A 24,639-nucleotide genomic window follows, 5' to 3' on the forward strand; every position below is an offset into this window, starting at 1 on the left:
TGATGCTCAGGTCCGCCGCATCTCCTGGGTCCGTGGGGTCGGCCGGCCGGCGCTGGCACATAGTGGCCTCCTCGTACCGCTGCCAAACGCCGACCGGCCCCCTTTTTCCCGAAAGACGACATCAGGATTCCGCGCCGAGCGGCGGAAGACCTGTGTTTTTGGCGCGGGCTTGCGATCAGTTCGCCAAACGAAAAACGCCGCCCGGTGGGCGGCGCTTCGGCATACTCGGAGGAAACCGATTACTTGATCTTGGTTTCCTTGAATTCGACGTGCTTCTTGGCGACCGGATCGTACTTGCGGAACGACAGCTTGTCGGTCTTGGTACGGCTGTTCTTGCTGGTCACGTAGAAGAAACCGGTGTCGGCGGTCGACAGAAGCTTGATCTTGATGTTTGCGGCTTTGGCCATGATGTTCGTCCGTTAATGTTCGTGGAGTTTTGGCCGCTGGAGCACGGGGAAACACCCGGACGCGGGAAACTTGGCGCGACACATAAAGAACGCGCCCGGAAAGTCAAGCCCGGCCGGGCCTTTGCCGTGCCCAATGCCCATATTGCCGCCGGTAACTGAGCGTGCCGGCGGTAGCGACGTCGCCAGATTCAGGCGTCTTCCCTGACCGGCGAAGCGGCCTTCTTCCAGTCGCCAGTCGTATTCCACCAGCGGTTGGGGTTGGCGCGGTCGTCGAGGCCTTTCGAGCGGCTGGCGAGTAGTGGCTGGATGCGGATCACCGGCTCCTGGTAGGAGTGCGCCTGGTAGATCGCCTCGACGATTCGGGCGGCCAGCATCTGGTCGTCGGGCAGCTCGAACGACACCTCGACCGTGCCCGGCCGCTCACGCAGGATCGTCTCGGCGCCGGCGGCAGCACCTTCGAGCGGCCGGTAGCGCTCGACGCCGCCAGCCGACTGGAAGGCGTTGCTGTCATAATTGCCCATGCCGAGCGGGTTGATCGCCACCACCGCTTCCATAATGCGGTCGACATCGGCGGGCGGTGCCTGGAAGCTGACAAGCAGCAGCAACTCCATTCGCACCGATCTGGTTTCAAATCCACTGTCGATCATCTGATATCTCCCTGCTTGTGGAGCGCCGATATAGCAGGGGTGCTGCTGACACGGTGATGTCAGTAGCCTCGCGCGCCGAGGCGCTTGATCGAGCCCGGCTACAGGATTTTCCGGACGAGCCTAATGCCGACCAAAGCGATGTAGGCGGCGAAGAAAACACCGAGCGACCAGCCGAAGCCGGAGGGTCCGAAGATGTCCATGCCGATGCCGATCGCCTGCGGCCCGAGCACCATGCCGACGCCATAGCAAAGCACGAAGGCGGCGTTGGCGGAGGCCAGCTCATGGCCGGAGAGCTGGGAGCCGAGATGGGCAAGGCCGATCGTGTAGAGCGCGGCGACCACACCGCCCCAGACGAACAGAAGCGCTGCCATCAGGTGCCAATTCGCGGCGAAGTGCGGCATGAAGATAGTGCCGGCGAGGCCGACGGTGGCGCAGGCCAGAAGCAGATGGCGGCGGTCCGGGACGCGGTCGCTGATCATGCCGATCGGGATCTGCAAAAGCACGTTGCCGAGGCCGATCATGGTCAGCAGCAGGGCGGCGTCGGCTTCGGAGTAGCCGATGCGGCTGCCATAGATCGGGAACAGTGCGAAGCCGCCGGTCTCGACGGCGCCGAACACCAGCACCGCGAAGGTGGCGGTCGGCACCAGCCAGATGTAGCGCAGGAAATTGCTGGTCTCGCCGTCCGCCACGATCGTCGGGCTCTCGTTGCGTGCCGCCAGCACCGGTATTGCGGCGAGTGTCACCAACCCGATGATGACGCCGAAGGGCCTGAAGCCGGAGCTGCCGAGATGGGAAAACAGCCACGGTCCGGCGGCGAAACCGAGCGACAGCACGGTGGCATAGATGCCCAGCACCAGGCCGCGCCGGTGCGGGGGTGCCGAGGTGCTGATCCAGAATTCCGACAGGATGAACAGCACCGTCAGCGCGATATGCAGCACCACGCGCAGCGGAAACCACATCCAGAAGTCCGGCGCGAAATGGAAACCGACGAAGGCGAGCGCGCCGGCGGCAATCATGGCTAGCATGGTCCAGGCGACGCCGAAGCGCATGGCAAGCGGCGTGGCGAGCGGTGCGCCGGCGATCGAGGCCAGGCCGGCGACGGCCGTGTTGAGGCCGATCATCGAGGCCGAGTGGCCGCGGGTCTCCAAAATGACGCTGAGCAGCGGCATGCCGAGGCCGATGGCGATGCCGACGACGCTGATCGAGGAGATCGCGGCGACCATCGGCAGCCAGTGTACGCGTTCGTCGCCCTGTTGCTGGGTATCGACCGTCATGTGATGCCTGAATTACCTATAGAATTTCGCGGATGAAGCGGTTGCGGACAAGCCTGTAGAGTGGCACGGAGCCGCCCGGACGCAGCAGCGGATCGTCGGCGAGCCGCCTTTCCAGCTCCTCCAGGATCATGCGGGTGATGTCGGGTATGTCTGCCTGCCTGGCCTTGGCCAGCGGCAGCCAGACCAGTTCCTCCAATTCGTTGGTCGGACCGCCGCCCGGAAGCTCGACCGCGACGTCGCTGCGCCAGGCGCTGAAGAAGCGGGTGTCGAAACGACGCACCCGGTTTGGCGGCGTGATCGCCCGCGCGATGAAGCGCAGCGGCTCCAGCGATGGCATGACACCGTGTTCGGCAAAGCCCTGCCAGTCGCGCCTCGTCGTCGCGAAGGCGCCTTTGCGGCCGATGAGCAGGCCGGCTTCCTCGTAAGTCTCGCGGATCGCCGACAGCGCAATGGCGCGGGCGCGCGCTACGCTCGTGCGGCCAAGGCCGGCGGTCAAATTGGCTTGTTCCTCCAAGTGGAGTGCTGCGGCTACGGGAATGCGGCTATCGGCCGGATCGGTGCGGCCGCCGGGAAAGACGAATTTCCCCGGCATGAAGGCATGACCGGCGTGGCGCCGGCCCATCAGCACCTGGATGTCATCGCCTTTGCGGTCGAGCAGGATCAGCGTGGCGGCATCGCGCGGACGCAGCGCCCTGGCCCGTGGCGGGATTTCGTTCCGCTCAACCTTGTCGATGTCGGCCTTGGTCATCCCGTCCATACGCTCGACCTGATGCATGTCGTCCAGAAGGTTCGGGGACCAACGACCTGCATGGAAATAAGATCTGAAGCGTGTCGCGTGAACCCGTTCATACGCGACGCGCTTTAGCGGAAACTTGTCTCGTGCGAAAGTGGCGTTCAGCCATCGCCGATTGCACCAGCCGCGACTTCAAGCCTCGGGGTGAGACTCGATGACATCCTTTTCGCCGCCGAAGCCGTGCATATAGAGCGCCCATTGCAGGCCGATGACGGCGCCCTTGACCGGCTGCAGCAGCACCACCGCAAGCAGGATGGTCAACGGCACCCAGATGGCGATGTGCTGCCAGGTCGACAGCGTGGAGGTCGCCTCGACGCCCATGAAGGCGCCAAGCACGATGTGGCCGACGATGACGATCACCAGATAGGCGGGCAGGTCGTCGGCGCGGTGGTGATGCAGTTCCTCGCCGCAGACAGCGCATGCGTCGACGGACTTGGTGAAGCCGCGAAACAGCTTGCCTTCGCCGCAATGCGGGCAGCGCCCGAGCAGGCCGCGCTTCATCGCCGTCCACAGCGGGCGCGCAACGCGGCCCGAATGAAGTTCGCCGCCGAAAACCTGGTCTTCCATCTGCAACTGTCTTGCCATCATCGTCTCCTGCCGCGCGTGCCTGGACGCGATTGCGACGCGCGGGCGCGGCCCTTGGCCTTGTGGAACGACCGTTTGGAGCCGGGCAGCGGCTTCGGGTCGGTCAGCATCTCGAAACGCATCGCGCCGGCCATCGGCGCCACCTCGACCAGGCGAACCTCGACGCGGTCGGCAAGCTGGTAGCCCTTGCCGGTGCGCTCTCCGTACAGCGATCGAGCCGTTTCGTCGTAGATATAGTAATCGCCGTCCAGACTTGACACCGGGATAAAGCCATCCGCGCCGTACTGCGGCAATTGGACAAATAGTCCCGATTTGGTGACACCAGAGATGCGGGCGTCGAAACGGTCATCGATGCGCTCGGCCAGATAGGCTGCGACCAGACGGTCGACCGTGTCGCGCTCGGCCGCCATGGCGCGGCGTTCAGTGCCGGAGATCAGCACGGAAACATCTTCCAGCCGGTCCGCTTCGTTCTGCGTCAGGCCGCCCGCGCCGAGGTCGAGTGCGGCAATCAGCCCGCGATGTACGATCAGGTCGGCATAGCGGCGGATCGGCGAGGTGAAATGCGCGTAGCGTTTCAGATTGAGGCCGAAATGGCCAATATTCTTTGGCGAATATTCGGCCTGACTCTGCGAGCGTAGCACCACTTCGTTGACCAGGCCCTCATTGTCGGCGCCGCTGACGCGCTCGAGGATGCCGTTGAACTGCGCCGGCCGCATCTGGGCGCCGCGCGCCAGCGACAGGCCGAGCGTCTGCAGGAATTCGCGCAGCGATTCCTGCTTGGCCAGCGAAGGCGCATCGTGGATGCGGTAGACCAGCGCCTGGCGCTTGGCCTCGAGCGTTTCGGCGGCCGCGACATTGGCCTGGATCATGAACTCTTCGATGAGCTTGTGGGCGTCGAGCCGCTCCGGCACGACGACGCGGTCGACGGTACCGTCCTGCTTGAGCATGATCTTGCGCTCCGGCAGGTCGAGTTCCAACGGCTGGCGGGAGTCGCGACCGCGCTTGAGGATGGCGTAAGCGTCCCACAGCGGCTTCAGCACCGTGTCGAGGATCGGACCGGTCTTGTCGTCAGGCACGCCGTCGATGGCCGCCTGCGCCTGCGGGTAGGCAAGCTTTGCCGCCGACTTCATCATGACGCGGTGGAAGGAATGCCTGACCTTGCGGCCGTCGGCCGAAAAAATCATGCGCACGGCGAGTGCCGGGCGGTCCTGGCCCTCGCGCAGCGAACACAGATCGTTGGAGATGCGCTCGGGCAGCATCGGCACGACGCGGTCGGGGAAATAGACCGAATTGCCGCGCTTCAGCGCCTCGCGGTCGAGCGCTGAGCCATAGCGGACGTAAGCCGCGACATCGGCGATCGCCACGGTGACGACAACGCCGCCAGGGTTCTTCTCGTCGGTGTCGGGCGTGGCGAACACGGCATCGTCATGGTCCTTGGCGTCGGCCGGATCGATGGTGACCAACGGCAGGTCGCGCCAGTCCTCGCGATGATCAAGCGTCGCCGGCTTGACGGCTTCGGATTCGGCGATGACGTCGGCCGGAAAGATATGTGGGATGTCATGGGCGTGGATGGCGATCATCGAGACCGCCTTCTCGCTGGTCAGCGAGCCCAACACCGCCAGCACTTTTGCGCGCGGCAGCCCATAGCGGGAGGCGCGCGCCGGCTCGACCTCGACCAGATCGCCGTTCTTGGCGCCATTCTGGAATTCCTTGTCGACGACCAGTTCGGGCTGGCGCCGCTCCACCGGCTCGATCCGGAAGGTGCCGTCCTTCAGCACACGAAAAATGCCGAGCACGGCATCGGTGCGCTTCTCGAAGATCTTCATCACCCGGCCGGTATAGGCGGGGCCCGTCGCATCGTCGGTCGGGAAGGTCTTGGCCAGTACGCGGTCGCCGATGCCTGGCGCCGGACCATTGCCGCCGCGCGAGACGCGGATCGAGACGACGGGCGGCTCGCCGCTGCCGACGGTCTCGGCCGGATGCGCCAGCAGCACGCCATCGCCATCGCGGCCAAAGATGTCGAGCACGGCAACATGGGGCAGGCTACCGACGCGGGCGAGCCGCTTGCGCTCCTTGGTCAGGATACCTTCGTCCTGCAGGTCGCGCAGCATGTCCTTCAGCCAGATGCGGTCCTCGCCGCGCAGGGCGAACGCCTTGGCGATGTCGCGCTTGCCGGCGCGGTCCGGGTTCTCGGCGATGTAGCGCAGGATCTCGTCGCGCGAGGGCCGGTAGTCGTCCTTCACCTTGGCGCGGGTATCGGCGGTGCGCGGATCGCCGTGGCTTCGTCCGGAGATCCTGCGCGCCACGGCCTGCTATCCCTTTTTCTTCGCCGCCGGCTTTTTGGCGGCCGCGGGCTTCGCACCGGCTGCCTTGCGGAACGGCTTCTTGCCGCCGCCGCCCTTGGCTTCCTTCTCGGCAATCAGCGCCAGCGCGTCCTCGATGGTCACCGCCTGCGGGTCCTTGCCCTTGGGCAGCGTCGCGTTGACCTTGCCGAAATTGACATAGGGCCCGTATTTGCCGTCGCGCACGACGATCTTGCCGCCGCCATCCGGGTGATCGCCAAGCTCCTTCAGCGCGGCCGGGGTGCCGCCATTGCGGCCGCCCTTGCCCTTCAGCTGCTTCTCGGCGATCACCGACACGGCGCGGTTGAGGCCGATCGAGAACACGTCCTCGATGCTTTCGAGATTGGCGTAGGTGCCGTCATGCAGCACGAACGGCCCGTAGCGGCCGAGCCCGGCCGAAATCATCTTGCCGCTCTCCGGATGCTTGCCGACATCGCGAGGCAGTGCCAGCAAAGCGAGCGCCTTTTCGTGGTCGATGGTGTCGACCGTCCAGCCCTTGGGCAGGCTGGAGCGCTTCGCCTCCTTGCCGTCGCCGCGCTGGATGTAGGGGCCGAAGCGGCCGCTGCGCAGCGTGATCTCCTCAGCCGTGTAGGGATCCTTGCCGAGCACCTTGGTGCCGTCGTCGCCATTGCCGTTCTCGCCATTGGGATTGGCGGCGTCGCCGAGCTGGCGGGTAAACGAGCATTCCGGATAGTTCGAGCAGCCGACGAAGGCGCCGAATTTGCCGAGCTTGAGCGACAGATTGCCGGTGCCGCATTTCGGGCAGATGCGGGGGTTCGAACCGTCTTCCCGCGCGGGGAACACCAGCGGCGCCAGCTCTTCGTTCAGCGCATCGAGAACGTCGCTGACGCGCAGTTCCTTGATGTCGGCGACGGCGCCGGAAAAGTCTTTCCAGAAGTCGCGCAGCACATCTTTCCAGGCGAGCTTGCCGTCGGAGATCTCGTCGAGCTTTTCCTCGAGGGATGCGGTGAAATCATATTCGACATAGCGCTCGAAGAAGCTTTCGAGGAAGGCCGACAACAGCCGGCCCTTGGCCTGCGGCACCAGCTTGCGTTTGTCGATCTCGACGTAATCGCGGTCTTCGAGCGTCTTCAGGATCGCCGTGTAGGTCGAGGGGCGGCCGATGCCGAGCTCTTCCAGCTTCTTGATCAGCGAAGCCTCGGAATAGCGCGGCGGCGGCTCGGTGGTGTGCTGTGTGGCGTTGATCGCCTGGCGCGCAAGCTGTTCGCCGGCGCGGATCTCGGGCAGGCGGCGGCTTTCCTCGTCCTCCGCGTCCTCGTCCTTCTGGTCGGTGTAGGCGGCGATGAAACCGTCGAAGCGAACGACCGAACCGACGGCGCGAAGCTCCGCGGTGCGGGCGCCGTTGACCGCTTCGATCTCGACCGTGGTGCGCTCGATCTCGGCCGGCTGCATCTGGCTGGCGATGGCACGCTTCCAGATCAGTTCGTAGAGCCGCGCCTGGTCGGCATCGAGATATTGCCGGACCGAAGCCGGCGTGCGCATGAAATCGGTCGGGCGGATCGCCTCGTGCGCCTCCTGGGCGTTCTTGGCCTTGGTGGTGTAGAAACGCGGCTTTTCCGGCAGGTATTTGGGGCCGAACTCCTTGGCGATCGCGTCGCGCGCGGCGTCGATCGCCTCTGGCGCCATCTGCACGCCGTCGGTTCGCATATAGGTGATCAGGCCGGCGGTCTCGCCGCCGATGTCCATGCCTTCATAGAGGCGCTGCGCCACCTGCATGGTGCGGCTGGCGGAAAAGCCGAGACCCGACGAGGCCGCCTGCTGCAGCGTCGAGGTGGTGAAGGGCGGACCGGGATTGCGCTTGGTCGGCTTGGCTTCGACAGAAAGCGCCTTGAAGGTGGCACCTTCAAGCATCGACTTGATGTCGTCGGCCTGGGCCTTGTTGGCGATGTCGAGTTTTTGCAGCTTCTTGCGCTCGAAAGCAGTGAGCCGGGCCTCGAAATTCTCGTTGCGCGGCGTGCCGAGGATGGCGGCGACTTGCCAGTATTCCTCGCGGATGAAGCGCTCGATCTCGGATTCACGGTCGCAAACCAGGCGCAGCGCCACCGACTGGACGCGGCCGGCCGAGCGGGCGCCGGGCAGCTTGCGCCACAGCACGGGCGACAGCGTGAAGCCGACGAGATAGTCCAGCGCGCGGCGGGCGAGATAGGCGTCGACCAGCGGCGCGTCGATCTGGCGCGGGTTGGCCATCGCCTCCAGCACCGAGGATTTGGTGATGGCGTTGAAGACGACGCGGCTGACCGGCTTGTCCTTCAGCGCGCGCTTCTGCTTCAGCACTTCCAGCACATGCCAGGAGATCGCTTCACCCTCGCGGTCCGGGTCGGTGGCGAGGATCAGGCCGTCGGCATCCTTGACCGCCTTGGCGATGTCGGCCAGGCGCTTGCCGGAGGCTGTATCGACGGCCCAGGACATGGCAAAATCCTCGTCCGGGCGCACCGAGCCATCCTTGGCCGGCAGATCGCGGACATGGCCGAACGAGGCTAGAACCTTATAGTTCTTGCCGAGGTATTTGTTGATTGTCTTTGCCTTGGCCGGCGATTCGACGACGACGACGTCCATGAGGTCTCATATCAGCTGTGGGGCGGCAGAAGAATTCCGCAGCGCGCGACGCGTTCTTTTCGTCGCTCACATGGCCGCGCTTTTTCAATCGGTCAAGGGCAAGCGCCCAAATTGGCGGGACGTCGGCAGCAATACACTCTTAGAGTGTATGGAGAAAATCACAGAATTTCGGGAAAGGCAGTTCGTGCTTCGCGCGACCGGAAACAACTCGGGGATACGTGGCCGGCGCCCGCGCAAATCCGGCTGAGTGGGCGCAATTGCCTGCATAGTGAAACCGGCCGCCGGCGCATGGAGGGTGCCCGGCGACCAGTCGACTCGACGTCCTGCCAGCAGGCAAGACGATGATTGGGAACTCTAGTCAGCCTTGACGACGTGCCAGACTTCGCCGACGCCGTCGCCGGTCATGTCGCCGGCTTTCTTGTCCTTGATGAAGGTGTAGACCGGCTTGCCCTCATAGGCCCACATCTTGGTGCCGTCGGTGCGGTCGACGACTGTCCATTCACCGTCGGCCTTGGCGTCGGCCTCGGCCTTCAGCGGTGGCCAGTTGGTGGCGCATTTGTCGTAGCAGTTGGTCTTGCCCTTCTCGTCCTTGTCATAGGTGTAGAGCGTCATGCCGTTGGCATCGGTGTAGATCTTGGTGCCGCCGACATCGGCTTCCTTCCACGCTTCGGCGGCGAAGGATGCGGCGGTGCTGAGCAAAAGCGCAGCGAGCCCGGCTGTGATCGTTTTCATGGAAATCTCCCTGGGTATCCGAAGAAGCGCGCGGGAAATCGCGGCCTCTTTTTGATCAACGCGTCCAGCCGTTCGTTTCTTCCCCGGTCTGTCGCTCCAGGGCCGGCGGCTTGCCACAAAATGGTGATTGGTGGACAAGGCGGTGCGTCGCTATATGCGCGCCAGCATTGTTGGAGCTACGGAATGGCATTGGATATCGGCTATGTCAGCGCGGTCGGGGCGGGGGCGATCTCGTTCCTGTCGCCTTGCGTGCTGCCGCTGGTGCCGCCCTATCTCTGCTACATGGCCGGCGTCTCGGTCGACGATTTTCGCGGCGATGCTGGCGCCACGGCAAGGGCCGGCGCGCGTGGCGCGCTGATTGCGTCCTCGATCGCCTTCGTGCTCGGTTTCTCGACCGTCTTCGTCGCGCTCGGCGCAGGCGCCTCGACCATCGGTCATTGGCTGCGCGTCTGGCAGGAGCAACTGGCGATGGCCGCCGGCGTGCTGATCATCCTGATGGGACTGAATTTCCTCGGCATATTGCGCATCCCGCTTCTGTCGCGTGAGGCGCGCTTCCAATCGCAAGGCAAGCCGGCCAGCCTGATCGCCGCCTATGTCATGGGACTGGCCTTCGCCTTCGGCTGGACGCCCTGCATCGGCCCGGTGCTGGGGCCGATCCTGACGCTGGCCGGCGGCCGCGAGACGGTCGGCGAGGGGGCGCTGCTGCTTGCCGCCTATTCGCTCGGGCTGGGCATCCCGTTCCTGATCGCCGCGCTGTTTTCCGGCGCCTTCATGCGCTTCCTCGGCAAATTCCGCGTCCATCTCGGTCGCGTCGAAAAGGCGATCGGCGCGCTGCTTGTGGTCGCCGGCGTGTTTTTCCTCACCGGCGGGGTGCAGAGCGCGTCGTATTGGCTGCTGGAGAATTTCCCGGCGCTGGGGCAGTTGGGGTAAACCCGATCCGCCATCTCACCGGAATTTAACCGCATTGGTGCAGCATGGCGCCAATGCTAGATAGTTTCGATTCCTGATCCCCTTTCATACGGTTGCCCTTTCATGAGCCCGAGATCCTGCCTGTCCGTCATCCTTGCCGCCGGCGAAGGCACGCGCATGAAAAGCGTGCTGCCAAAGGTGCTGCACCAGATCGCCGGCTTGCCGATGGTTGCCCATGTGGTGAAGGCGGCTGAGGCCGCCGGTGCCGGCGACCAGGCGCTGGTGATCGGCCATGGGGCGGAGGAGATGCGCAAGGCGGCACAGAAGTTTGCGCCGAAGGCCGAGACTTTCGTGCAGGAACAGCGGCTCGGCACCGCGCATGCCGTGCTTGCCGCGCGCGATGCGATATCAAGGGGTTACGACGATATTCTCGTCATGTTCGGTGACACACCGCTGATCGATCCGGGCGCGCTGGCCGTGGCGCGGCTGAAGTTGGCGGAAGGTGCTGGCGTCGTGGTCATCGGTTTTCGCACCCCGAACCCTACCGGCTATGGCCGGCTGATCGAGAAGGGCGGCAAGCTGGTCGCCATTCGCGAGGAGAAGGACTGCACCGACGAGGAGAAAAAGATCACCTTCTGCAATGGCGGGCTGATGGCGGTGGCGGGCAAGCAGGCGCTGAAATTGCTCGACCAGGTCGGCAATAAGAACGCCAAGGGCGAGTATTACCTGACCGACATCGTCGAGATTGCCGGTGGCCAAGGCTTGGATGTCATCGCCACCGAGGCCAGTTTCGAGAACGCGCTCGGCATCAACAACCGTGCCGAGCTGGCCGAGGCCGAAGGCATCTGGCAGCGGCGCCGGCGGCGCGAGGCCATGCTGTCCGGCGTGACGCTGATCGCGCCCGAAACCGTGTTCTTCTCGCACGACACCGAGATCGGCGCCGACACCATCGTCGAACCCAACGTCTGGTTCGGGCCGGGCGTGAAGATCGCCACGGGCGCCAAGATCCATGCCTTCAGCCATATCGAAGGCGCCACCGTCGCTTCCAACTGCGATGTAGGGCCGTTCGCCCGGCTGCGACCGGGTGCCGATCTCAAGCAGAAGGCCAAGGTCGGCAATTTCTGCGAGGTCAAGCAGGCTGTCATCGAGGAGGGCGCCAAGGTCAATCATTTGACCTATATCGGCGACGCCCGCGTTGGTGCGGGCGCCAATATCGGCGCCGGCACCATCACCTGCAATTATGATGGCTATTCGAAATTCTTCACCGACATCGGCGAAGGCGCCTTCATCGGCTCGAACTCCTCGCTGGTGGCACCGGTCACGATCGGCAATGGCGGCTACATCGCCTCGGGCAGCGTCATCACCGAAAGCGTACCGGACGATGCGCTTGCCTTCGGCCGTGCTCGCCAGAAGACGATCCCAGGCAAGGGCAAGGAATTGCGCGAGCGCTTTGCTTCGGCGGCGGCGGCGAAGAAAGCTGCCGCCAAATAGGGCAGGGAGTCAGCCGGCTGCATCCTTGCCAAACGCAGCGGTCACTTCGATCTTGCCGACGATTGACCTGTTGAATTCAGGCAGGTCTTCGGCAGGGATCCAGTACTCCAGATGCGCCTTGCTGCCGGCTGCTCAACTCGGTAGCGGTCGAGAAACTCCTTCAAGACGTCAAACCGGGTGACAAAACCCGAGCCGCTGGCGGGTACATTCCAGTCGCGTGCGATCTGCGTCGCATAGGCTTCGGACAGAACCGGATAGAAAATCGGCTGGTCGGGCAGGCGCGGCGGGAACGCCCGCATGCCCGATGCCTCGATCAATTTCAGCTCTTTCGGTCCAACAGGACGCCAGAGTGTCACGGTGGGTTTGGTTTCGCTCATGGCCAGACTTTAGCCAAATATTTCTGAAACGAGAACCAAGTGCCTGAAAAGCCGAACGATTGCAGTAACCGGATTGCAAGAGCGGTCTGTCATGGTGCATTGCGAGCAGGACCGTTCCGCTGACACGGAACGAAACGCAAAGTGACTTTTACGGCAGGCCGGCAATCCCTAGATAGCGCTGGGTTTCTGCAGGGAATCGGGGGCAAGCGCCATGTGCGGTATCGTCGGAATTGTCGGCCAGCAGCAGGTCGCGCCGCTCATCGTCGATGCGCTTAAGCGGCTCGAATACCGCGGCTATGACTCGGCCGGCGTCGCCACAATCGAACATGGCGAGCTTGGCCGCAGGCGCGCCGAAGGCAAGCTGGTCAATCTCGAACGCCTGCTGAAGAACGAACCGCTCGACGGCACGATCGGCATCGGCCACACGCGCTGGGCGACGCATGGCGTGCCGAACGAGACCAACGCGCATCCGCATTTTTCCGACGGCGTCGCCATCGTCCACAATGGCATCATCGAGAATTTCGCCGAATTGCGCGACGAACTGATCCGCGACGGCTATTCCTTCTCGTCGCAGACCGACACCGAGGTCGTTGCGCATCTGGTGGCGCGCGAACTGGCCAAGGGACTGAAGCCGGTCGAGGCCGCGCATCAGGCGCTGAAGCGGCTGGAAGGCGCGTTCGCGCTGGCGATCATGTTCAAGGGTGACGAGGATCTGATCGTCGGCGCCCGCAACGGCCCGCCTTTGGCCGTCGGCCATGGCGACGGCGAGATGTTTTTGGGGTCCGACGCCATTGCGCTGGCGCCCTTCACCAATTCGATCACCTACCTGGAAGACGGCGACTGGGCGGTGGTGCGCCGCAACGATGTCGCCATCTTCGACATGGACGGCAACAAGGTCGACCGCAAGCGCCAGCAGTCGCTGTCGACCAGCTTCATGGTCGACAAGGGCAACCGGCGGCACTTCATGGAAAAGGAAATCCATGAGCAGCCCGAAGTGATCTCGCACACGCTGGCGCATTATGTGGATTTCGTCTCCGGCGTTTCCAAGCCGCTCGAGCTGCCCTTCGATTTCGCCAAGATCGGACGGCTGGCGATCTCGGCCTGCGGCACCGCCTATCTCGCCGGGCTGATCAGCAAATACTGGTTCGAGCGCTATGCGCGGCTGCCGGTCGACATCGATGTCGCTTCGGAATTCCGTTACCGCGAGATGCCGCTTTCGGCGAACGACGCCGCTTTCTTCATCTCGCAGTCAGGTGAGACGGCCGACACACTTGCGTCGCTGCGCTACTGCCGCAAGGCCGGCATGAAGATCGGCGCGGTCGTCAATGTGCGCGAATCGACCATGGCGCGCGAATCCGACGTGGTGCTGCCGACGCTGGCCGGGCCGGAAATCGGCGTCGCCTCGACCAAGGCTTTTACTTGCCAGCTCTCGGTGCTGGCCTCGCTCGCCGTGCGCGCCGGCGTGGCGCGCGGAACGATTTCGCGCGAGCAGGAAAAGACGCTGGTGCGCGAACTGTCGGAAGCGCCGCGCTTCGCCAATCAGGTCCTGAAGCTCGACGGGCAGATCGAGCGCATCTCGCGCGAGCTCTCGCGCTACAAGGACGTGCTCTATCTCGGCCGCGACACCAATTTTCCGCTGGCCATGGAAGGTGCGCTGAAGCTCAAGGAAATCTCCTATATCCACGCCGAAGGCTATGCCGCCGGCGAGCTGAAGCATGGGCCGATCGCGCTGATCGACGAGAACATGCCGGTCATCGTCATCGCGCCGCATGACCGCATCTTCGAAAAGACGGTGTCGAACATGCAGGAAGTGGCGGCGCGCGGCGGCAAGATCATCCTGATCACCGACAGCAAGGGCGCGGCGCAGGCGAGCGTCAAGACGATGGAGACGATCATCCTGCCCGACGTGCCGGAAATCATCTCGCCGATCATCTACGCGCTGCCGATCCAGATGCTCGCTTACTTCACTGCCGTGTTCATGGGCACGGACGTCGACCAGCCGCGCAATCTGGCGAAATCGGTGACGGTGGAATAGGCGGCGTTTAAAAACTTCGCAATTCCAAAGCGCCTTGCGGTTCACTAATGTCGCGTTGCAATCAGCGCGCCGCGGTGAACCCATGTCCGACGCTTCCAAGACCTCAGGCATGACCCGGCTGCGGAATTATTTCCTGACCGGCTTCATCGTCTGCGCACCGCTGGCCATCACCGCCTATATCGCCTGGTCGTTCATCGGCTGGGTCGATTCCTGGGTGAAACCCTATATTCCGGCACGCTACAGCCCCGACACCTATCTTCCGGTCCCGGTTCCGGGCTTTGGCCTGATCGTTGCCTTGATCCTGATCACGCTGATCGGTTTCATGACGGCCAACATCGTCGGCCGCGCCATCGTCAACTTCGGCGAACGCTTGCTCGGTCGCATGCCCTTGGTGCGCGGCATCTACGGTTCGCTGAAGCAGATTTTCCAAACGGTGCTGTCGAACAAGGGCGACATGTTCCACCAGGTCGGGCTGGTCGAATATCCGCGCAAGGGCGTCTGGTCGCTGGTTTTCGTCGCCAGCGAGAAGGAAACCGAGATCAACCAGAAGCTCGACCAGGAAGGCGATCCGCTGATCGCGGTGTTCATGCCGTGCACGCCCAACCCGACCACCGGCTTCCTGATGTATGTGCAGAAATCCGATATCGTCCTGCTCGACATGACGATCGAGGACGGCGCCAAGCTGATCGTGTCGGCCGGGCTGGTGGCGCCGGAGGTGAAGGCCAAGATCGTGACCGTCAACGGCGAGCGTATCGAAGGTCCGCTTGCCAATCCGCCGCTCGGCGTCGGGCCTCAGCCGGCGCGCAGCAAGCGAACCGCCTCGTCGCGGCCGAACAGATAAAGCAACAGCCGCAGGGCCGAGCCGCGCTCGGACTGCAATTCCGGATCGCGCGACAGGATCAGCCTTGCGTCATCGCGGGCGGCTTCGAGCAGGTCGGCATGCGCCTCGATGCGCGCTACCTGGAAGCCCGGCGTGCCGGACTGGCGGGTGCCGAGTAATTCGCCTTCGCCGCGCAGCTTCAGGTCCTCCTCGGCGATAAGGAAGCCGTCCTCGGTCTCGCGCATCACCGACAGCCGGCGCTTTGCCGTCTCGCCGAGCGGGTCCTTGTAGAGCAGCACGCAGGAGGACGGCTTGTCGCCACGCCCGACCCGCCCGCGCAGCTGGTGCAACTGGGCAAGGCCGAAGCGCTCGGCGTGCTCGATGACCATGATGGTCGCGTCCGGCACGTCGACACCGACCTCGATGACCGTGGTGGCGATCAGGATGCGCGTCTCGCCCTGTTTGAAGGCGCGCATGGCCTCGTCCTTTTCCGTACCCTTCATGCGACCATGCACCAGCCCGATCCGGTCGCCGAACAAGGTCTTCAGCGAGGCAAAGCGGTCCTCCGCCGACATCAGTTTGATTTCTTCGGATTCCTCGACCAGCGGACAGATCCAGTAGATTTTTTGGCCGTCGGCGACGGCGTCGAGCATGCGGCCGACCAGTTCGTCCAGCCGTTCGAGCGGCAGGGTGACGGTGCGGATCGGCTGGCGGCCGACCGGCTTTTCGGTCAGCTTTGAGACGTCCATGTCGCCAAAGGCGGTCAGCACCAAAGTGCGCGGGATCGGCGTCGCCGTCATCACCAGCATGTCGGGCGCGTCGCCCTTGGCGGTGATAGCGAGCCGCTGGTGGACGCCGAAACGGTGCTGTTCGTCGACGACGGCGAAGACGAGGTCGTGAAACGTCACCGTTTCCTGGAACAGCGCATGGGTGCCGACGACGATGTCGATCTCGCCGCTCGCCAGACCGGCGAGCGTGTCGGTGCGCTCGCGGCCTTTTTCGCGGCCGGTGAGGATGGCGACGCGCAGCCCGGCCCTTTCCGCCAAAGGCGTGATCGTTGCCAGGTGCTGGCGCGCCAGGATTTCCGTTGGCGCCATCAGCGCCGCCTGGCCTCCGGCCTCGACGGCGCGCGCCATGGCGAGCAGCGCGACCACCGTCTTGCCGGAGCCGACGTCGCCCTGCAGCAGGCGCAGCATGCGCTCGGGATCGGCGAGATCGGCGTTGATTTCGGCGAGCGCGAATTCCTGGCTGGCGGTCAGCGAATAGGGCAGGGCCGCGCGCAGTTTTTCGACGATCAGGCCATCGCCGATCAGCGGCCGGCCGGACAGGCGGCGGACCTTCGCCCGCACCAGCGCCAGCGACACCTGGCCGGCCAGCAACTCGTCATAGGCAAGCCGCCGCCATGCCGATCCTTCGATGGCGACATCGATCGGGTCGGCCGGGTTGTGGATGCGGGCAAGCGCCTCGCCAAAGGCGGGAAAGGTCTGGCGGCGCATGAAGGCGTCGTCCTGCCATTCCGGCAGCTCCGGCAGCCGGCCGAGCGCCTGGCCGATCGCCCGGCGCAGCACTTTTCCCGACAGGCCGGCGGTCAGCGGATAGACCGGCTCGACCAGCGGCAGGGCTTCGGCGTCATTGGCGAGTGCGATATGATCGGGATGGACCATGGTCGGGCGGCCGTTGAACCATTCCATGCGGCCGGAGACGACGACATGCTCGCCCACGGGCATGGCCTTTTCGAGATAGGCGGCATGGGCATGGAAGAAGGTCAGCCCGATCTCGCCGGTATCGTCATGGGCATAGACCCGATACGGCACCGACCGGTTGCCGCGCGGCGGCGGCTGGTGGCGGTCGATGCGCACGTCGAGGGTGACGATGGCGCCTGACGGCGCGAGCGCAATGCCCGGCCGGTTGCGGCGGTCGATCACGGTGTGGGGCAAGACGAACAAGAGGTCGCCGGCGCGCGCCGCGCGGTCGCTGAGATCGGCAGCCACCACCTTCTCGATCAGCAAGCCGACCTTCGGCCCGACGCCGGCAAGCGAGGTGATCGGGACGAACAGCGGATCGAGGAGGGAAGGACGCATGATGTCAGCTTATGTCGCAACGGCCATTGCGCAAGGCTGACACCGCCCTCTATCCACGCTATATGCGCCGCTTCAGACAGGGATGCGGCACGATGACCGGAACGAAACGATCAAGCGAGGGGCTCGATGCCCGCCGCCGCAAGCTTCTGTTCCGTTCCTGGCATCGCGGCATGCGCGAGATGGATCTCATCCTCGGCAGCTTCGCCGATACCGAGATTGGCGCCTTGACCGGCGACGAGATCGACCAATATGAGAGGCTCCTCGACATTCCCGACACCGAATTCCTGCCTCTGATTACCGGCGAACGTGCGGTTCCGCCCGATATCGATTGTGCCGTGCTGCAAAAGATTCTGGCGTCGCGCCGGACCATGACATTCTGAACGACGTGATTTCATGAGTCTCATTCCCACCATCGGCCTGCCGAAAGGCCGCGCCGGCCAGTTCATCGTCGATGGCGTCGCCGACGGCTACGAAGCCTTCGCGCTGGTGCAGGCAGCGCACGAGATCGCTCCCGACAAGCCGGTGCTGTTCGTGGCGCGCGACGGCCAGCGCCTGCCGGCGATCATAGAGGCGCTGGCCTTTGCCGCGCCCGGCCTGCCGGTGCTGGAATTGCCGGCCTGGGATTGCTTGCCTTACGACCGCGTCTCTCCAGGCTCGGACGCCGCCGCCAAGCGGCTCGACGCGCTGACCGCAATGATCGCGCTGGCGAGGAAGCCGCACCGCGCGGTCATCCTCACCACGGCCAATGCGCTGTTGCAGCGTATTCCGCCGGCCGATCTGGTCGAGGCGCAGACCTTCCATGCCAAGCCTGGCAACCAGATCGACATGAACGCGCTGGTGTCGCGGCTGGAGACCTCGGGTTTCGAGCGGGTGCCGACGGTGCGCGGCGTCGGCGAGTTCGCGGTGCGCGGCGGCATTCTGGACCTGTTCGCGCCCGGCTGGACGGAAGCGCTGCGGCTCGATTTCTTCGGCGACACGCTGGAATCGATCCGCGTCTTCGACGCCGCAACGCAGCGCACCACCGGCCAGCGCAAGTCGATGGCGCTGCAGGCGATGAGTGAAGTGGCGCTGACGCCCGAGACCATCAGCCGCTTCCGCCGCGCCTATATCGAGGCCTTTGGCGCGCCGCAGCGCGATGACGGACTCTATGCGGCGGTCAGCGAAGGGCGGCGCTTTGCCGGCATGGAACATTGGCTGCCGTTGTTCTACGAACGGCTGGAGACGGTGTTCGACTATCTGCCGGATACTCCCGTCGTCTTCGACCACCTGGCGCATGAGGCGCTGGCCGAACGGCATACACTGATCCTCGACCATTACGAGGCGCGCCGGAAACAGGCCGACGGCGCGCTGAAGGACGCCGTGCCCTACAAGCCGGTGGCACCGGACCTGCTTTATCTCTCGCCGGAGAACCTCGTTGCGTCGCTGGGGCCGCGCGAAGCCATTGACTTCACTGCCTTCGACGCGCCGGATGCAGGCGGCAAAAAGGTCTTCCACGCCGGCTCGCGTCACGGCCGCGCCTTCGTCGAGGAACGCGCCGACCCCAACGTCAATGTCTTCGACGTCGTCGTGAAGCACATCGCCGACGAGCGCGCCGCGCGCCGTCGCGTCGTCATTGCCGGCTGGACGGAAGGCTCGCTCGACCAACTCGGCCAGATCCTGGCCGAACATCATCTCGGCAATCTCGTGCCAGTGGCGACGCTTGCCGAAGCGGACAAGCTCGAGCCGGGGCAGGCAGCACTTGCGGTGTTGCCGCTGGAATCCGGCTTCGAGACCGAAAAACTGGTCGTCGTCGCCGAGCAGGACATTCTGGGCGATCGGCTGATCCGGCGTTCGAAGCGCAAGAAGCGTGCTTCCGACTTCATCGCCGAAGCCTCGTCATTGTCGGCCGGCGACATCGTCGTCCACACGGACCACGGCATTGGCCGCTTCATCGGCTTGCGCACCATCGAGGCGATCGGCGCGCCGCATGACTGCCTCGAAATCCACTATGCCGGCGACGACCGACTGTTCCTGCCGGTGGAGAATATCGAGCTTCTGTCGCGCTACGGCTCGGATTCGGCCGAAGCGGCGCTCGACAAGCTCGGCGGCGGCGCCTGGCAGTCGCGCAAAGCGCGGCTGAAGCGCCGCCTGCTCGACATGGCCGGGCAGTTGATTCGGATTGCCGCCGAGCGGCAGATGCGCTCGGCGCCGTCGTTGGTACCGGCCGATGGCCTCTATGGCGAGTTCGCCGCGCGCTTTCCCTATGAGGAGACCGACGACCAGCAGACGGCGATCGATTCCGTCATGGACGACCTGGGTGCCGGCAAGCCGATGGACCGGCTGATCTGCGGCGATGTCGGCTTCGGCAAGACGGAAGTGGCGCTTCGCGCCGCCTTTATCGCTGCCATGGAAGGTTTCCAGGTTGCGATTGTCGTGCCGACGACATTGTTGTCGCGCCAGCATTTCAAGACCTTTTCGCAGCGTTTCTCCGGCCTGCCGATCCGCGTCGCCCAGGCCTCGCGGCTGGTCGGCGCCAAGGAACTTGCCGAGACCAAGAAAGGCATCGCCGAGGGCACGGTCGATATCGTCGTCGGCACGCATGCGTTGCTCGGGTCCGCGATCTCATTCAAGAATCTCAGCCTGTTGATCATCGACGAGGAGCAGCACTTTGGCGTCAAGCACAAGGAACGGCTGAAGGATCTCAAGACCGATGTGCATGTGCTGACGCTGTCGGCGACGCCGATCCCCCGCACCTTGCAGCTTGCCTTGACCGGCGTGCGCGAACTGTCGCTGATCGCGACACCGCCGGTCGACCGCATGGCGGTGCGCACCTTCATCTCGCCCTTCGATCCGCTGGTCATCCGCGAGACGCTGCTGCGCGAGCGCTATCGCGGCGGACACTCCTTTTATGTCGTGCCGCGTATCAGCGATCTCGCCGAAATCCATGATTTCCTGCGTGAATCCGTGCCCGAGCTGAAAATCGCGGTGGCCCATGGCCAGATGCCGCCCGGCGAGCTCGACGACATCATGAATGCCTTCTACGACGGCCAGTACGACGTGCTGTTGTCGACCACCATCGTCGAATCCGGCCTGGATATCCCGACCGCCAACACGCTGATCATCCATCGCGCCGACATGTTCGGCCTGTCGCAGCTCTACCAGCTGCGCGGCCGCGTCGGCCGCTCGAAGGTGCGCGCCTATGCGCTGTTCACGCTGCCGGCCAACCGCAAGCTGACCGATACGGCCGAGCGGCGGCTGAAGGTGCTGCAGTCGCTTGACACGCTCGGCGCCGGCTTCCAGCTCGCCAGCCACGACCTCGACATCCGAGGCGCCGGCAACCTGCTCGGCGAAGAGCAGTCCGGCCACATCAAGGAGGTCGGCTTCGAGCTCTACCAGCAGATGCTGGAGGAGGCTGTCGCCGAGGTGAAGGATTCCGGCGAGGTGCAGGATGGCGGCTGGTCGCCGCAGATCGCGGTCGGCACGGCGGTGATGATACCGGAGGGCTATGTTCCGGACCTGCAGCTCCGGCTGACGCTCTACCGCCGCCTCGGCGATCTCGAAAACACCGAGGAGATCGATGCCTTCGGCGCTGAATTGATAGACCGCTTCGGGCCGCTGCCGGAGGAGGTGAAGCATCTCCTGAAGATTGTCTTCATCAAAGCGCTCTGCCGCAGGGCCAATGTCGAGAAGCTCGATGCCGGGCCGAAGGGCGTTGTCATTCATTTCCGCAAGCGCGAGTTCCCCAACCCGGTCGGGCTGGTCAAGTTCATCGGCGAGCAGGGCTCGCTGGCCAAGATCCGGCCGGATCACAGCGTCGTCTTCATCCGCGACTGGCCGAACGCAGAAAAGCGGCTGGCCGGCTCGGCGGTGGTGATGACGCAGTTGGCGCGGCTGGTGGCCGCGTAGCAAGGCACCGGGCGCTTCGCTGCGCCGGCCTCCATTCGCCAGCGCTGAAATTCCGGTCTAGAATAGGAAATCGGCTTCGTGTATGGAGCCGCCACCCCATATAGGGGCGGAATGGCGGGCGATGGCGTTCGCTTGTTTGTTTGACGCAATTCCGGACGGAAAACCGTTTCACACTTTTCCTGGAATTGCTCTGAAAGGGCGTTTGGGTGCAACGATGACGAAATGGTCGCCGAATTCCTGGAGGGCAAAGCCGATCAAGCAGGTTCCTGCTTATCCGGACCTTGCCACGCTGAAGAACACGGAAGCCCAGATCGCCACCTTTCCGCCGCTGGTTTTTGCAGGTGAGGCGCGCAAGCTGAAGAAGCAGCTTGCGGCTGTCGCAGCCGGTGACGCATTCCTCCTCCAGGGCGGCGATTGCGCCGAGAGTTTTGCCGAGCACGGCGCGGACAATATCCGCGACTTCTTCCGTGTCTTCCTGCAGATGTCGGTGGTGCTGACCTTCGCCGGCGCACAGCCGGTGGTGAAGGTTGGCCGTGTCGCCGGCCAGTTCGCAAAGCCGCGCTCGTCCGACAACGAGACCAAGGGCGAGGTGACGCTGCCGAGCTACCGCGGCGACATCATCAACGGTATCGAGTTCGACGCCAAGTCGCGCATTCCCGATCCGGCCCGGCAGGAGATGGCGTACCGCCAGTCGGCGGCGACGCTCAACCTTTTGCGCGCCTTCGCGCAGGGCGGCTATGCCAGCCTGGAGAACGTACATAGCTGGATGCTGGGCTTCGTCTCCGACAGCCCGCAAGGCGAGAAATACGAATCGCTGGCGAACCGCATCACTGAGACGATGGATTTCATGCGCGCGGTCGGCATCACGTCCGAAACCAATTTCGCGCTGCGCGAGACGGATTTCTACACCAGCCACGAGGCGCTGCTGCTCGGCTACGAGGAGGCGCTGACCCGCGTCGATTCGACCTCGGGCGATTGGTACGCCACGTCGGGCCACATGATCTGGATCGGCGACCGCACGCGCCAGCCCGACCATGCGCATGTCGAATATTGCCGCGGCATCAAGAACCCGCTCGGCCTGAAATGCGGTCCGTCACTGACGTCGGACGGTCTGCTGGAGCTGATCGACCTGCTCAATCCGGAAAACGAACCGGGGCGGCTGACGCTGATCGCGCGCTTTGGTTCCGACAAGGTCGCCGACCATCTGCCGAAGCTGGTGCGGGCGGTGCAGAAGGAAGGCCGCAGCGTGGTGTGGTCATCCGACCCGATGCACGGCAACACGATCGAGGCTGCCGGCTACAAGACGCGGCCGTTCGACCGCATCCTGAAGGAGGTGCAGACCTTCTTCGAGGTGCACCGCGCCGAAGGCACGCATCCGGGCGGCATCCATGTCGAGATGACCGGCAAGAACGTCACCGAATGCACCGGTGGCGCCCGTGCCATCACCGCCGAGGAATTGCAGGATCGCTACCACACGCATTGCGATCCGCGCCTCAATGCCGACCAGGCGATCGAGCTGGCCTTCCTGGTCTCGGACCTGCTCAAGAAGAGCCATCCGGTCCAGCAGAAGCAGGCCGCCAACGGCTGAGTTTGCCTGCAAGCAGAATGGATTGAAGAAGAAGCGCTGGAGAAATCCGGCGCTTTTTTCGTTTTCGCCGCGATGCATGACGGGCCGCGATCACATCAGTGCTTACGAAAATGTGTTCTCACACGACCATCGCAAAGCCAGGATTGAGGCGGAACGCACGGCGAACTCCGAGCCCTCTCGATGCGATCGCCAGCACCATGCGCCACGAGCATGCCATCATTCACCACCGCGCGCTTGATTTCTGGTCGGCGCGCGCCGCGATCCTCGTCATCATCTGTCTGCAGCTTCTCGTCATCAACGATCTTTCGTTCGGCCCACGCTGGCTGGCTCCCTCGATCGAAGCGACGCTGCTCATCCCTCTCTCGATCGCAACGGCCTGGACGCAAATGGCAACCCAGAGGGCCGTCGAGCACGATCACTGGTACACGATCGGCCGGTTTCGCGTGTTCATCCGTCGGATGGCGCTGGTGATGACCGGCGTCATCAGCATCATGAATTGCGGTGCGCTGGCCTTCCTGGTGCGCGCGCTGCTGGAGGGCCACGCCGGCGCCGGAACGACGCTTCTTGTCGACGCGCTGAATATCTGGGTCACCAATGTCATCGTCTTTGCGCTCTGGTTCTGGAGCACCGACCGGGGCGGACCGCCGACCTGTGGCCTCGTCAAGCGTGCGCAGGCCGACTTCCTGTTCCCGCAAATGACGCTGCCAGATCGCGAAATCCGCGACTGGCTGCCCGGTTTCGTCGACTATGTGTTCCTGGCGTTCACCAATGCGACGGCATTCTCGCCCACCGACACCTTGCCGCTGTCCAAGCGCGCCAAGTTGTTGATGATGGCGGAGGCGATGATCTCGCTGCTGACGATTGCGCTGGTGGCCGCGCGAGCCGTCAACATACTAGCTTAAAGCCGCCCGCGGTCCCAGCGTAGGCCGGCGAGCCTCGGGTCGGAAAAAGCCGTCCTGGAGAACTCGATGCGCTTTTCGGGGAATTCGCAGATCGCCTGCACGCCGAAGGCGCCGAGGCGGATGCGCCAGGTTTGCGGCTCCAGCGGCTTTGCCTTGGCAAAACCCTTGCAGGTCAGCAGCGCGATGTTGGCGCCTTTCGGGTCGCGCGCCGAGCGGTAGCGGATCGCCTGCAGCCCGGCCTCGCGCGCGACGTCGGCGATCGCCTGGCAAGCACTGTAGTCGGTCGGATGCGTCCATGCGACCTGGTCGCGATCGAGCGGCGGTCGTGTCAGGTCGATGGCGTTGGCACATTTGATGGCGGCGGCGAAGGCGGTGTAGTCGGCGGCGTCGCGCGGCCAGGGCGTGTCAGGCGATTCCGCGAAGAACAGCAAACGGTAGAAGGCCATTTCGGCGACCGCCGTCAGCATCGTTTCGGCGGCATAATAGACGCCCAAGGTCCTGCCGGCGCGGCGGAAGCGCGATCCGTGCGGGTAGACCGAACCGTAGCGGAAAGGCGTCGCCAACAGATAATGGAGATGCCGGCATTCGAGCGGGATTTGCGGCTTGGTCTCCTCGATCAGATCCTCGAGCAGGGCCTGTTCGTCGAGCGTATCGACGACCTTCAAGGTCGAGACGCGGTGCTGCGCCTCGACCACGCGCCAGTACTTGCCGTCGAGTGGAACGGCCTCAGACGAGAGCGCGGCGGGAGTCCAGATAGGCGATGACATCGACGAGCCCTGATATTGTCTGGATTTTCTCGACGGGCGCGCCATCGAAGGCCGTGTTGGCATTCTTCAGCCATGCCCGGGCGATCGTCTCGTCGCCGCCGACAATGGCGTCGAGCGAACGGAACAGGCGGACGAACAACACCGCAAGCTCGAATGGCTTGGTGCCGCGCTCCAGCAGGAATTCCTGCCTGCGCATGCGCGAAACCGTGGCTTCCGAAACCCCGATGATCGAAGCCAGTACCCTGGCGGTGACGTCGAGCAGTTCAGCGGCGCGCAGCGTTGCCTTGGTGAGAACCGCGTTCTCGGCTGCGGTTGCAGCGATTTGAGGCTGTATCATAAGCGTGGTTTTCCATTTCCATGGAAAATATAGGACACAAAAATTTACATGGAAAGGTGGCGGCAACAATTTTTCTGAATTCTGGCGGGC

At 64.2% G+C, this 24,639-nt stretch carries 19 protein-coding genes and 1 pseudogene; 8 read left to right on the forward strand and 12 right to left on the reverse strand.

Annotation, left to right across the window (positions count from 1 at the left end):
• Positions 1–239: 239 nt before the first annotated feature.
• From rpmG to AC1RUK_RS09775, 8 genes are all read right to left on the reverse strand, one after another.
• A complete protein-coding gene (gene rpmG / locus AC1RUK_RS09740; RefSeq protein ID WP_006201775.1) occupies positions 240–407 on the reverse strand; it encodes a 50S ribosomal protein L33 in 168 nt (55 codons plus the stop codon).
• A gap of 188 nt (positions 408–595) precedes the next feature.
• Entirely contained in the window at positions 596–1,054 is a 459-nt protein-coding gene (locus tag AC1RUK_RS09745) for a YqfO family protein (RefSeq protein ID WP_481835782.1), read from the reverse strand.
• A gap of 98 nt (positions 1,055–1,152) precedes the next feature.
• Complete coding sequence (locus tag AC1RUK_RS09750) at positions 1,153–2,328, reverse strand: MFS transporter (RefSeq protein ID WP_436171962.1); 1,176 nt, start codon at positions 2,326–2,328, stop codon at positions 1,153–1,155.
• Between the two features lie 16 nt (positions 2,329–2,344).
• On the reverse strand, positions 2,345–3,085 hold the full coding sequence (locus AC1RUK_RS09755; RefSeq protein ID WP_436173905.1) for an NUDIX hydrolase: 741 nt from the start codon (positions 3,083–3,085) through the stop codon (positions 2,345–2,347).
• 168 nt (positions 3,086–3,253) lie between these two features.
• Positions 3,254–3,688, reverse strand: a complete 435-nt coding sequence (locus AC1RUK_RS09760) for a DUF983 domain-containing protein (protein ID WP_481839534.1) — start codon at positions 3,686–3,688, stop codon at positions 3,254–3,256.
• Positions 3,689–3,705: 17 nt separating this feature from the next.
• On the reverse strand, positions 3,706–6,012 hold the full coding sequence (rnr, locus tag AC1RUK_RS09765; RefSeq protein ID WP_481835781.1) for a ribonuclease R: 2,307 nt from the start codon (positions 6,010–6,012) through the stop codon (positions 3,706–3,708).
• Positions 6,013–6,018: 6 nt separating this feature from the next.
• A complete protein-coding gene (topA, locus tag AC1RUK_RS09770) occupies positions 6,019–8,625 on the reverse strand; it encodes a type I DNA topoisomerase (RefSeq protein ID WP_481835780.1) in 2,607 nt (868 codons plus the stop codon).
• A gap of 354 nt (positions 8,626–8,979) precedes the next feature.
• Entirely contained in the window at positions 8,980–9,357 is a 378-nt protein-coding gene (locus AC1RUK_RS09775; RefSeq protein WP_040582653.1) for a COG4315 family predicted lipoprotein, read from the reverse strand.
• Positions 9,358–9,540: 183 nt separating this feature from the next.
• Between AC1RUK_RS09775 and AC1RUK_RS09780 the strand changes: the two genes are divergently transcribed.
• Both AC1RUK_RS09780 and glmU read left to right on the forward strand, forming a co-directional pair.
• A complete protein-coding gene (locus tag AC1RUK_RS09780; protein WP_436171959.1) occupies positions 9,541–10,287 on the forward strand; it encodes a cytochrome c biogenesis CcdA family protein in 747 nt (248 codons plus the stop codon).
• 102 nt (positions 10,288–10,389) lie between these two features.
• Complete coding sequence (gene glmU, locus AC1RUK_RS09785; RefSeq protein WP_481835779.1) at positions 10,390–11,757, forward strand: bifunctional UDP-N-acetylglucosamine diphosphorylase/glucosamine-1-phosphate N-acetyltransferase GlmU; 1,368 nt, start codon at positions 10,390–10,392, stop codon at positions 11,755–11,757.
• Positions 11,758–11,766: 9 nt separating this feature from the next.
• Here glmU and AC1RUK_RS09790 read toward each other — a convergent pair.
• Positions 11,767–12,134 (reverse strand): annotated as a pseudogene (locus AC1RUK_RS09790) (ADP-ribosylation/crystallin J1).
• A 211-nt stretch (positions 12,135–12,345) separates the two neighbouring features.
• On the opposite strand from AC1RUK_RS09790, the gene glmS reads away from it, so the two are divergent.
• A complete protein-coding gene (gene glmS / locus AC1RUK_RS09795) occupies positions 12,346–14,169 on the forward strand; it encodes a glutamine--fructose-6-phosphate transaminase (isomerizing) (protein WP_481835778.1) in 1,824 nt (607 codons plus the stop codon).
• Positions 14,170–14,251: 82 nt separating this feature from the next.
• Complete coding sequence (locus AC1RUK_RS09800) at positions 14,252–15,010, forward strand: DUF502 domain-containing protein (protein WP_481835777.1); 759 nt, start codon at positions 14,252–14,254, stop codon at positions 15,008–15,010.
• Here the strand turns inward: AC1RUK_RS09800 and recG are convergent.
• Positions 14,962–17,070, reverse strand: a complete 2,109-nt coding sequence (gene recG / locus AC1RUK_RS09805; protein ID WP_481835776.1) for an ATP-dependent DNA helicase RecG — start codon at positions 17,068–17,070, stop codon at positions 14,962–14,964. The two genes, AC1RUK_RS09800 and recG, sit on opposite strands and share 49 nt — an antisense overlap.
• A gap of 92 nt (positions 17,071–17,162) precedes the next feature.
• Between recG and AC1RUK_RS09810 the strand changes: the two genes are divergently transcribed.
• From AC1RUK_RS09810 to AC1RUK_RS09825, 4 genes are all read left to right on the forward strand, one after another.
• Positions 17,163–17,450, forward strand: coding sequence for an FAD assembly factor SdhE (locus AC1RUK_RS09810; protein WP_481835775.1), 288 nt, complete (start codon positions 17,163–17,165; stop codon positions 17,448–17,450).
• A 13-nt stretch (positions 17,451–17,463) separates the two neighbouring features.
• Positions 17,464–20,955 (forward strand): transcription-repair coupling factor, encoded by a 3,492-nt coding sequence (gene mfd, locus AC1RUK_RS09815; RefSeq protein ID WP_481840228.1) that lies wholly within the window; start codon positions 17,464–17,466, stop codon positions 20,953–20,955.
• Between the two features lie 214 nt (positions 20,956–21,169).
• Entirely contained in the window at positions 21,170–22,543 is a 1,374-nt protein-coding gene (locus tag AC1RUK_RS09820) for a class II 3-deoxy-7-phosphoheptulonate synthase (protein ID WP_481835773.1), read from the forward strand.
• A 197-nt stretch (positions 22,544–22,740) separates the two neighbouring features.
• On the forward strand, positions 22,741–23,445 hold the full coding sequence (locus tag AC1RUK_RS09825) for a hypothetical protein (protein WP_481835772.1): 705 nt from the start codon (positions 22,741–22,743) through the stop codon (positions 23,443–23,445).
• Here AC1RUK_RS09825 and AC1RUK_RS09830 read toward each other — a convergent pair.
• Both AC1RUK_RS09830 and AC1RUK_RS09835 read right to left on the reverse strand, forming a co-directional pair.
• Positions 23,442–24,212: an RES family NAD+ phosphorylase gene (locus AC1RUK_RS09830; protein ID WP_481835771.1), complete on the reverse strand. Its 771-nt coding sequence runs from the start codon at positions 24,210–24,212 to the stop codon at positions 23,442–23,444. The two genes, AC1RUK_RS09825 and AC1RUK_RS09830, sit on opposite strands and share 4 nt — an antisense overlap.
• A complete protein-coding gene (locus AC1RUK_RS09835; protein ID WP_481835770.1) occupies positions 24,172–24,549 on the reverse strand; it encodes an antitoxin Xre/MbcA/ParS toxin-binding domain-containing protein in 378 nt (125 codons plus the stop codon). Before AC1RUK_RS09835 ends, AC1RUK_RS09830 begins: the two co-directional genes overlap by 41 nt.
• Between the last annotated feature and the right edge of the window lie 90 nt (positions 24,550–24,639).

The organism is Mesorhizobium monacense (assembly GCF_056781675.1).

Bases quoted from the DNA above. Each gene is read 5' to 3' on its own strand.
- rpmG (WP_006201775.1), bottom strand. From the start codon at position 407: ATGGCCAAAGCCGCAAACATCAAGATCAAGCTTCTGTCGACCGCCGAC.
- AC1RUK_RS09745 (WP_481835782.1), bottom strand. From the start codon at position 1,054: ATGATCGACAGTGGATTTGAAACCAGATCGGTGCGAATGGAGTTGCTG.
- AC1RUK_RS09750 (WP_436171962.1), bottom strand. From the start codon at position 2,328: ATGACGGTCGATACCCAGCAACAGGGCGACGAACGCGTACACTGGCTG.
- AC1RUK_RS09755 (WP_436173905.1), bottom strand. From the start codon at position 3,085: ATGGACGGGATGACCAAGGCCGACATCGACAAGGTTGAGCGGAACGAA.
- AC1RUK_RS09760 (WP_481839534.1), bottom strand. From the start codon at position 3,688: ATGGAAGACCAGGTTTTCGGCGGCGAACTTCATTCGGGCCGCGTTGCG.
- topA (WP_481835780.1), bottom strand. From the start codon at position 8,625: ATGGACGTCGTCGTCGTCGAATCGCCGGCCAAGGCAAAGACAATCAAC.
- AC1RUK_RS09775 (WP_040582653.1), bottom strand. From the start codon at position 9,357: ATGAAAACGATCACAGCCGGGCTCGCTGCGCTTTTGCTCAGCACCGCC.
- AC1RUK_RS09780 (WP_436171959.1), top strand. From the start codon at position 9,541: ATGGCATTGGATATCGGCTATGTCAGCGCGGTCGGGGCGGGGGCGATC.
- glmU (WP_481835779.1), top strand. From the start codon at position 10,390: ATGAGCCCGAGATCCTGCCTGTCCGTCATCCTTGCCGCCGGCGAAGGC.
- glmS (WP_481835778.1), top strand. From the start codon at position 12,346: ATGTGCGGTATCGTCGGAATTGTCGGCCAGCAGCAGGTCGCGCCGCTC.
- AC1RUK_RS09800 (WP_481835777.1), top strand. From the start codon at position 14,252: ATGTCCGACGCTTCCAAGACCTCAGGCATGACCCGGCTGCGGAATTAT.
- recG (WP_481835776.1), bottom strand. From the start codon at position 17,070: ATGCGTCCTTCCCTCCTCGATCCGCTGTTCGTCCCGATCACCTCGCTT.
- AC1RUK_RS09810 (WP_481835775.1), top strand. From the start codon at position 17,163: ATGACCGGAACGAAACGATCAAGCGAGGGGCTCGATGCCCGCCGCCGC.
- mfd (WP_481840228.1), top strand. From the start codon at position 17,464: ATGAGTCTCATTCCCACCATCGGCCTGCCGAAAGGCCGCGCCGGCCAG.
- AC1RUK_RS09820 (WP_481835773.1), top strand. From the start codon at position 21,170: ATGACGAAATGGTCGCCGAATTCCTGGAGGGCAAAGCCGATCAAGCAG.
- AC1RUK_RS09825 (WP_481835772.1), top strand. From the start codon at position 22,741: ATGCGCCACGAGCATGCCATCATTCACCACCGCGCGCTTGATTTCTGG.
- AC1RUK_RS09830 (WP_481835771.1), bottom strand. From the start codon at position 24,212: ATGTCATCGCCTATCTGGACTCCCGCCGCGCTCTCGTCTGAGGCCGTT.
- AC1RUK_RS09835 (WP_481835770.1), bottom strand. From the start codon at position 24,549: ATGATACAGCCTCAAATCGCTGCAACCGCAGCCGAGAACGCGGTTCTC.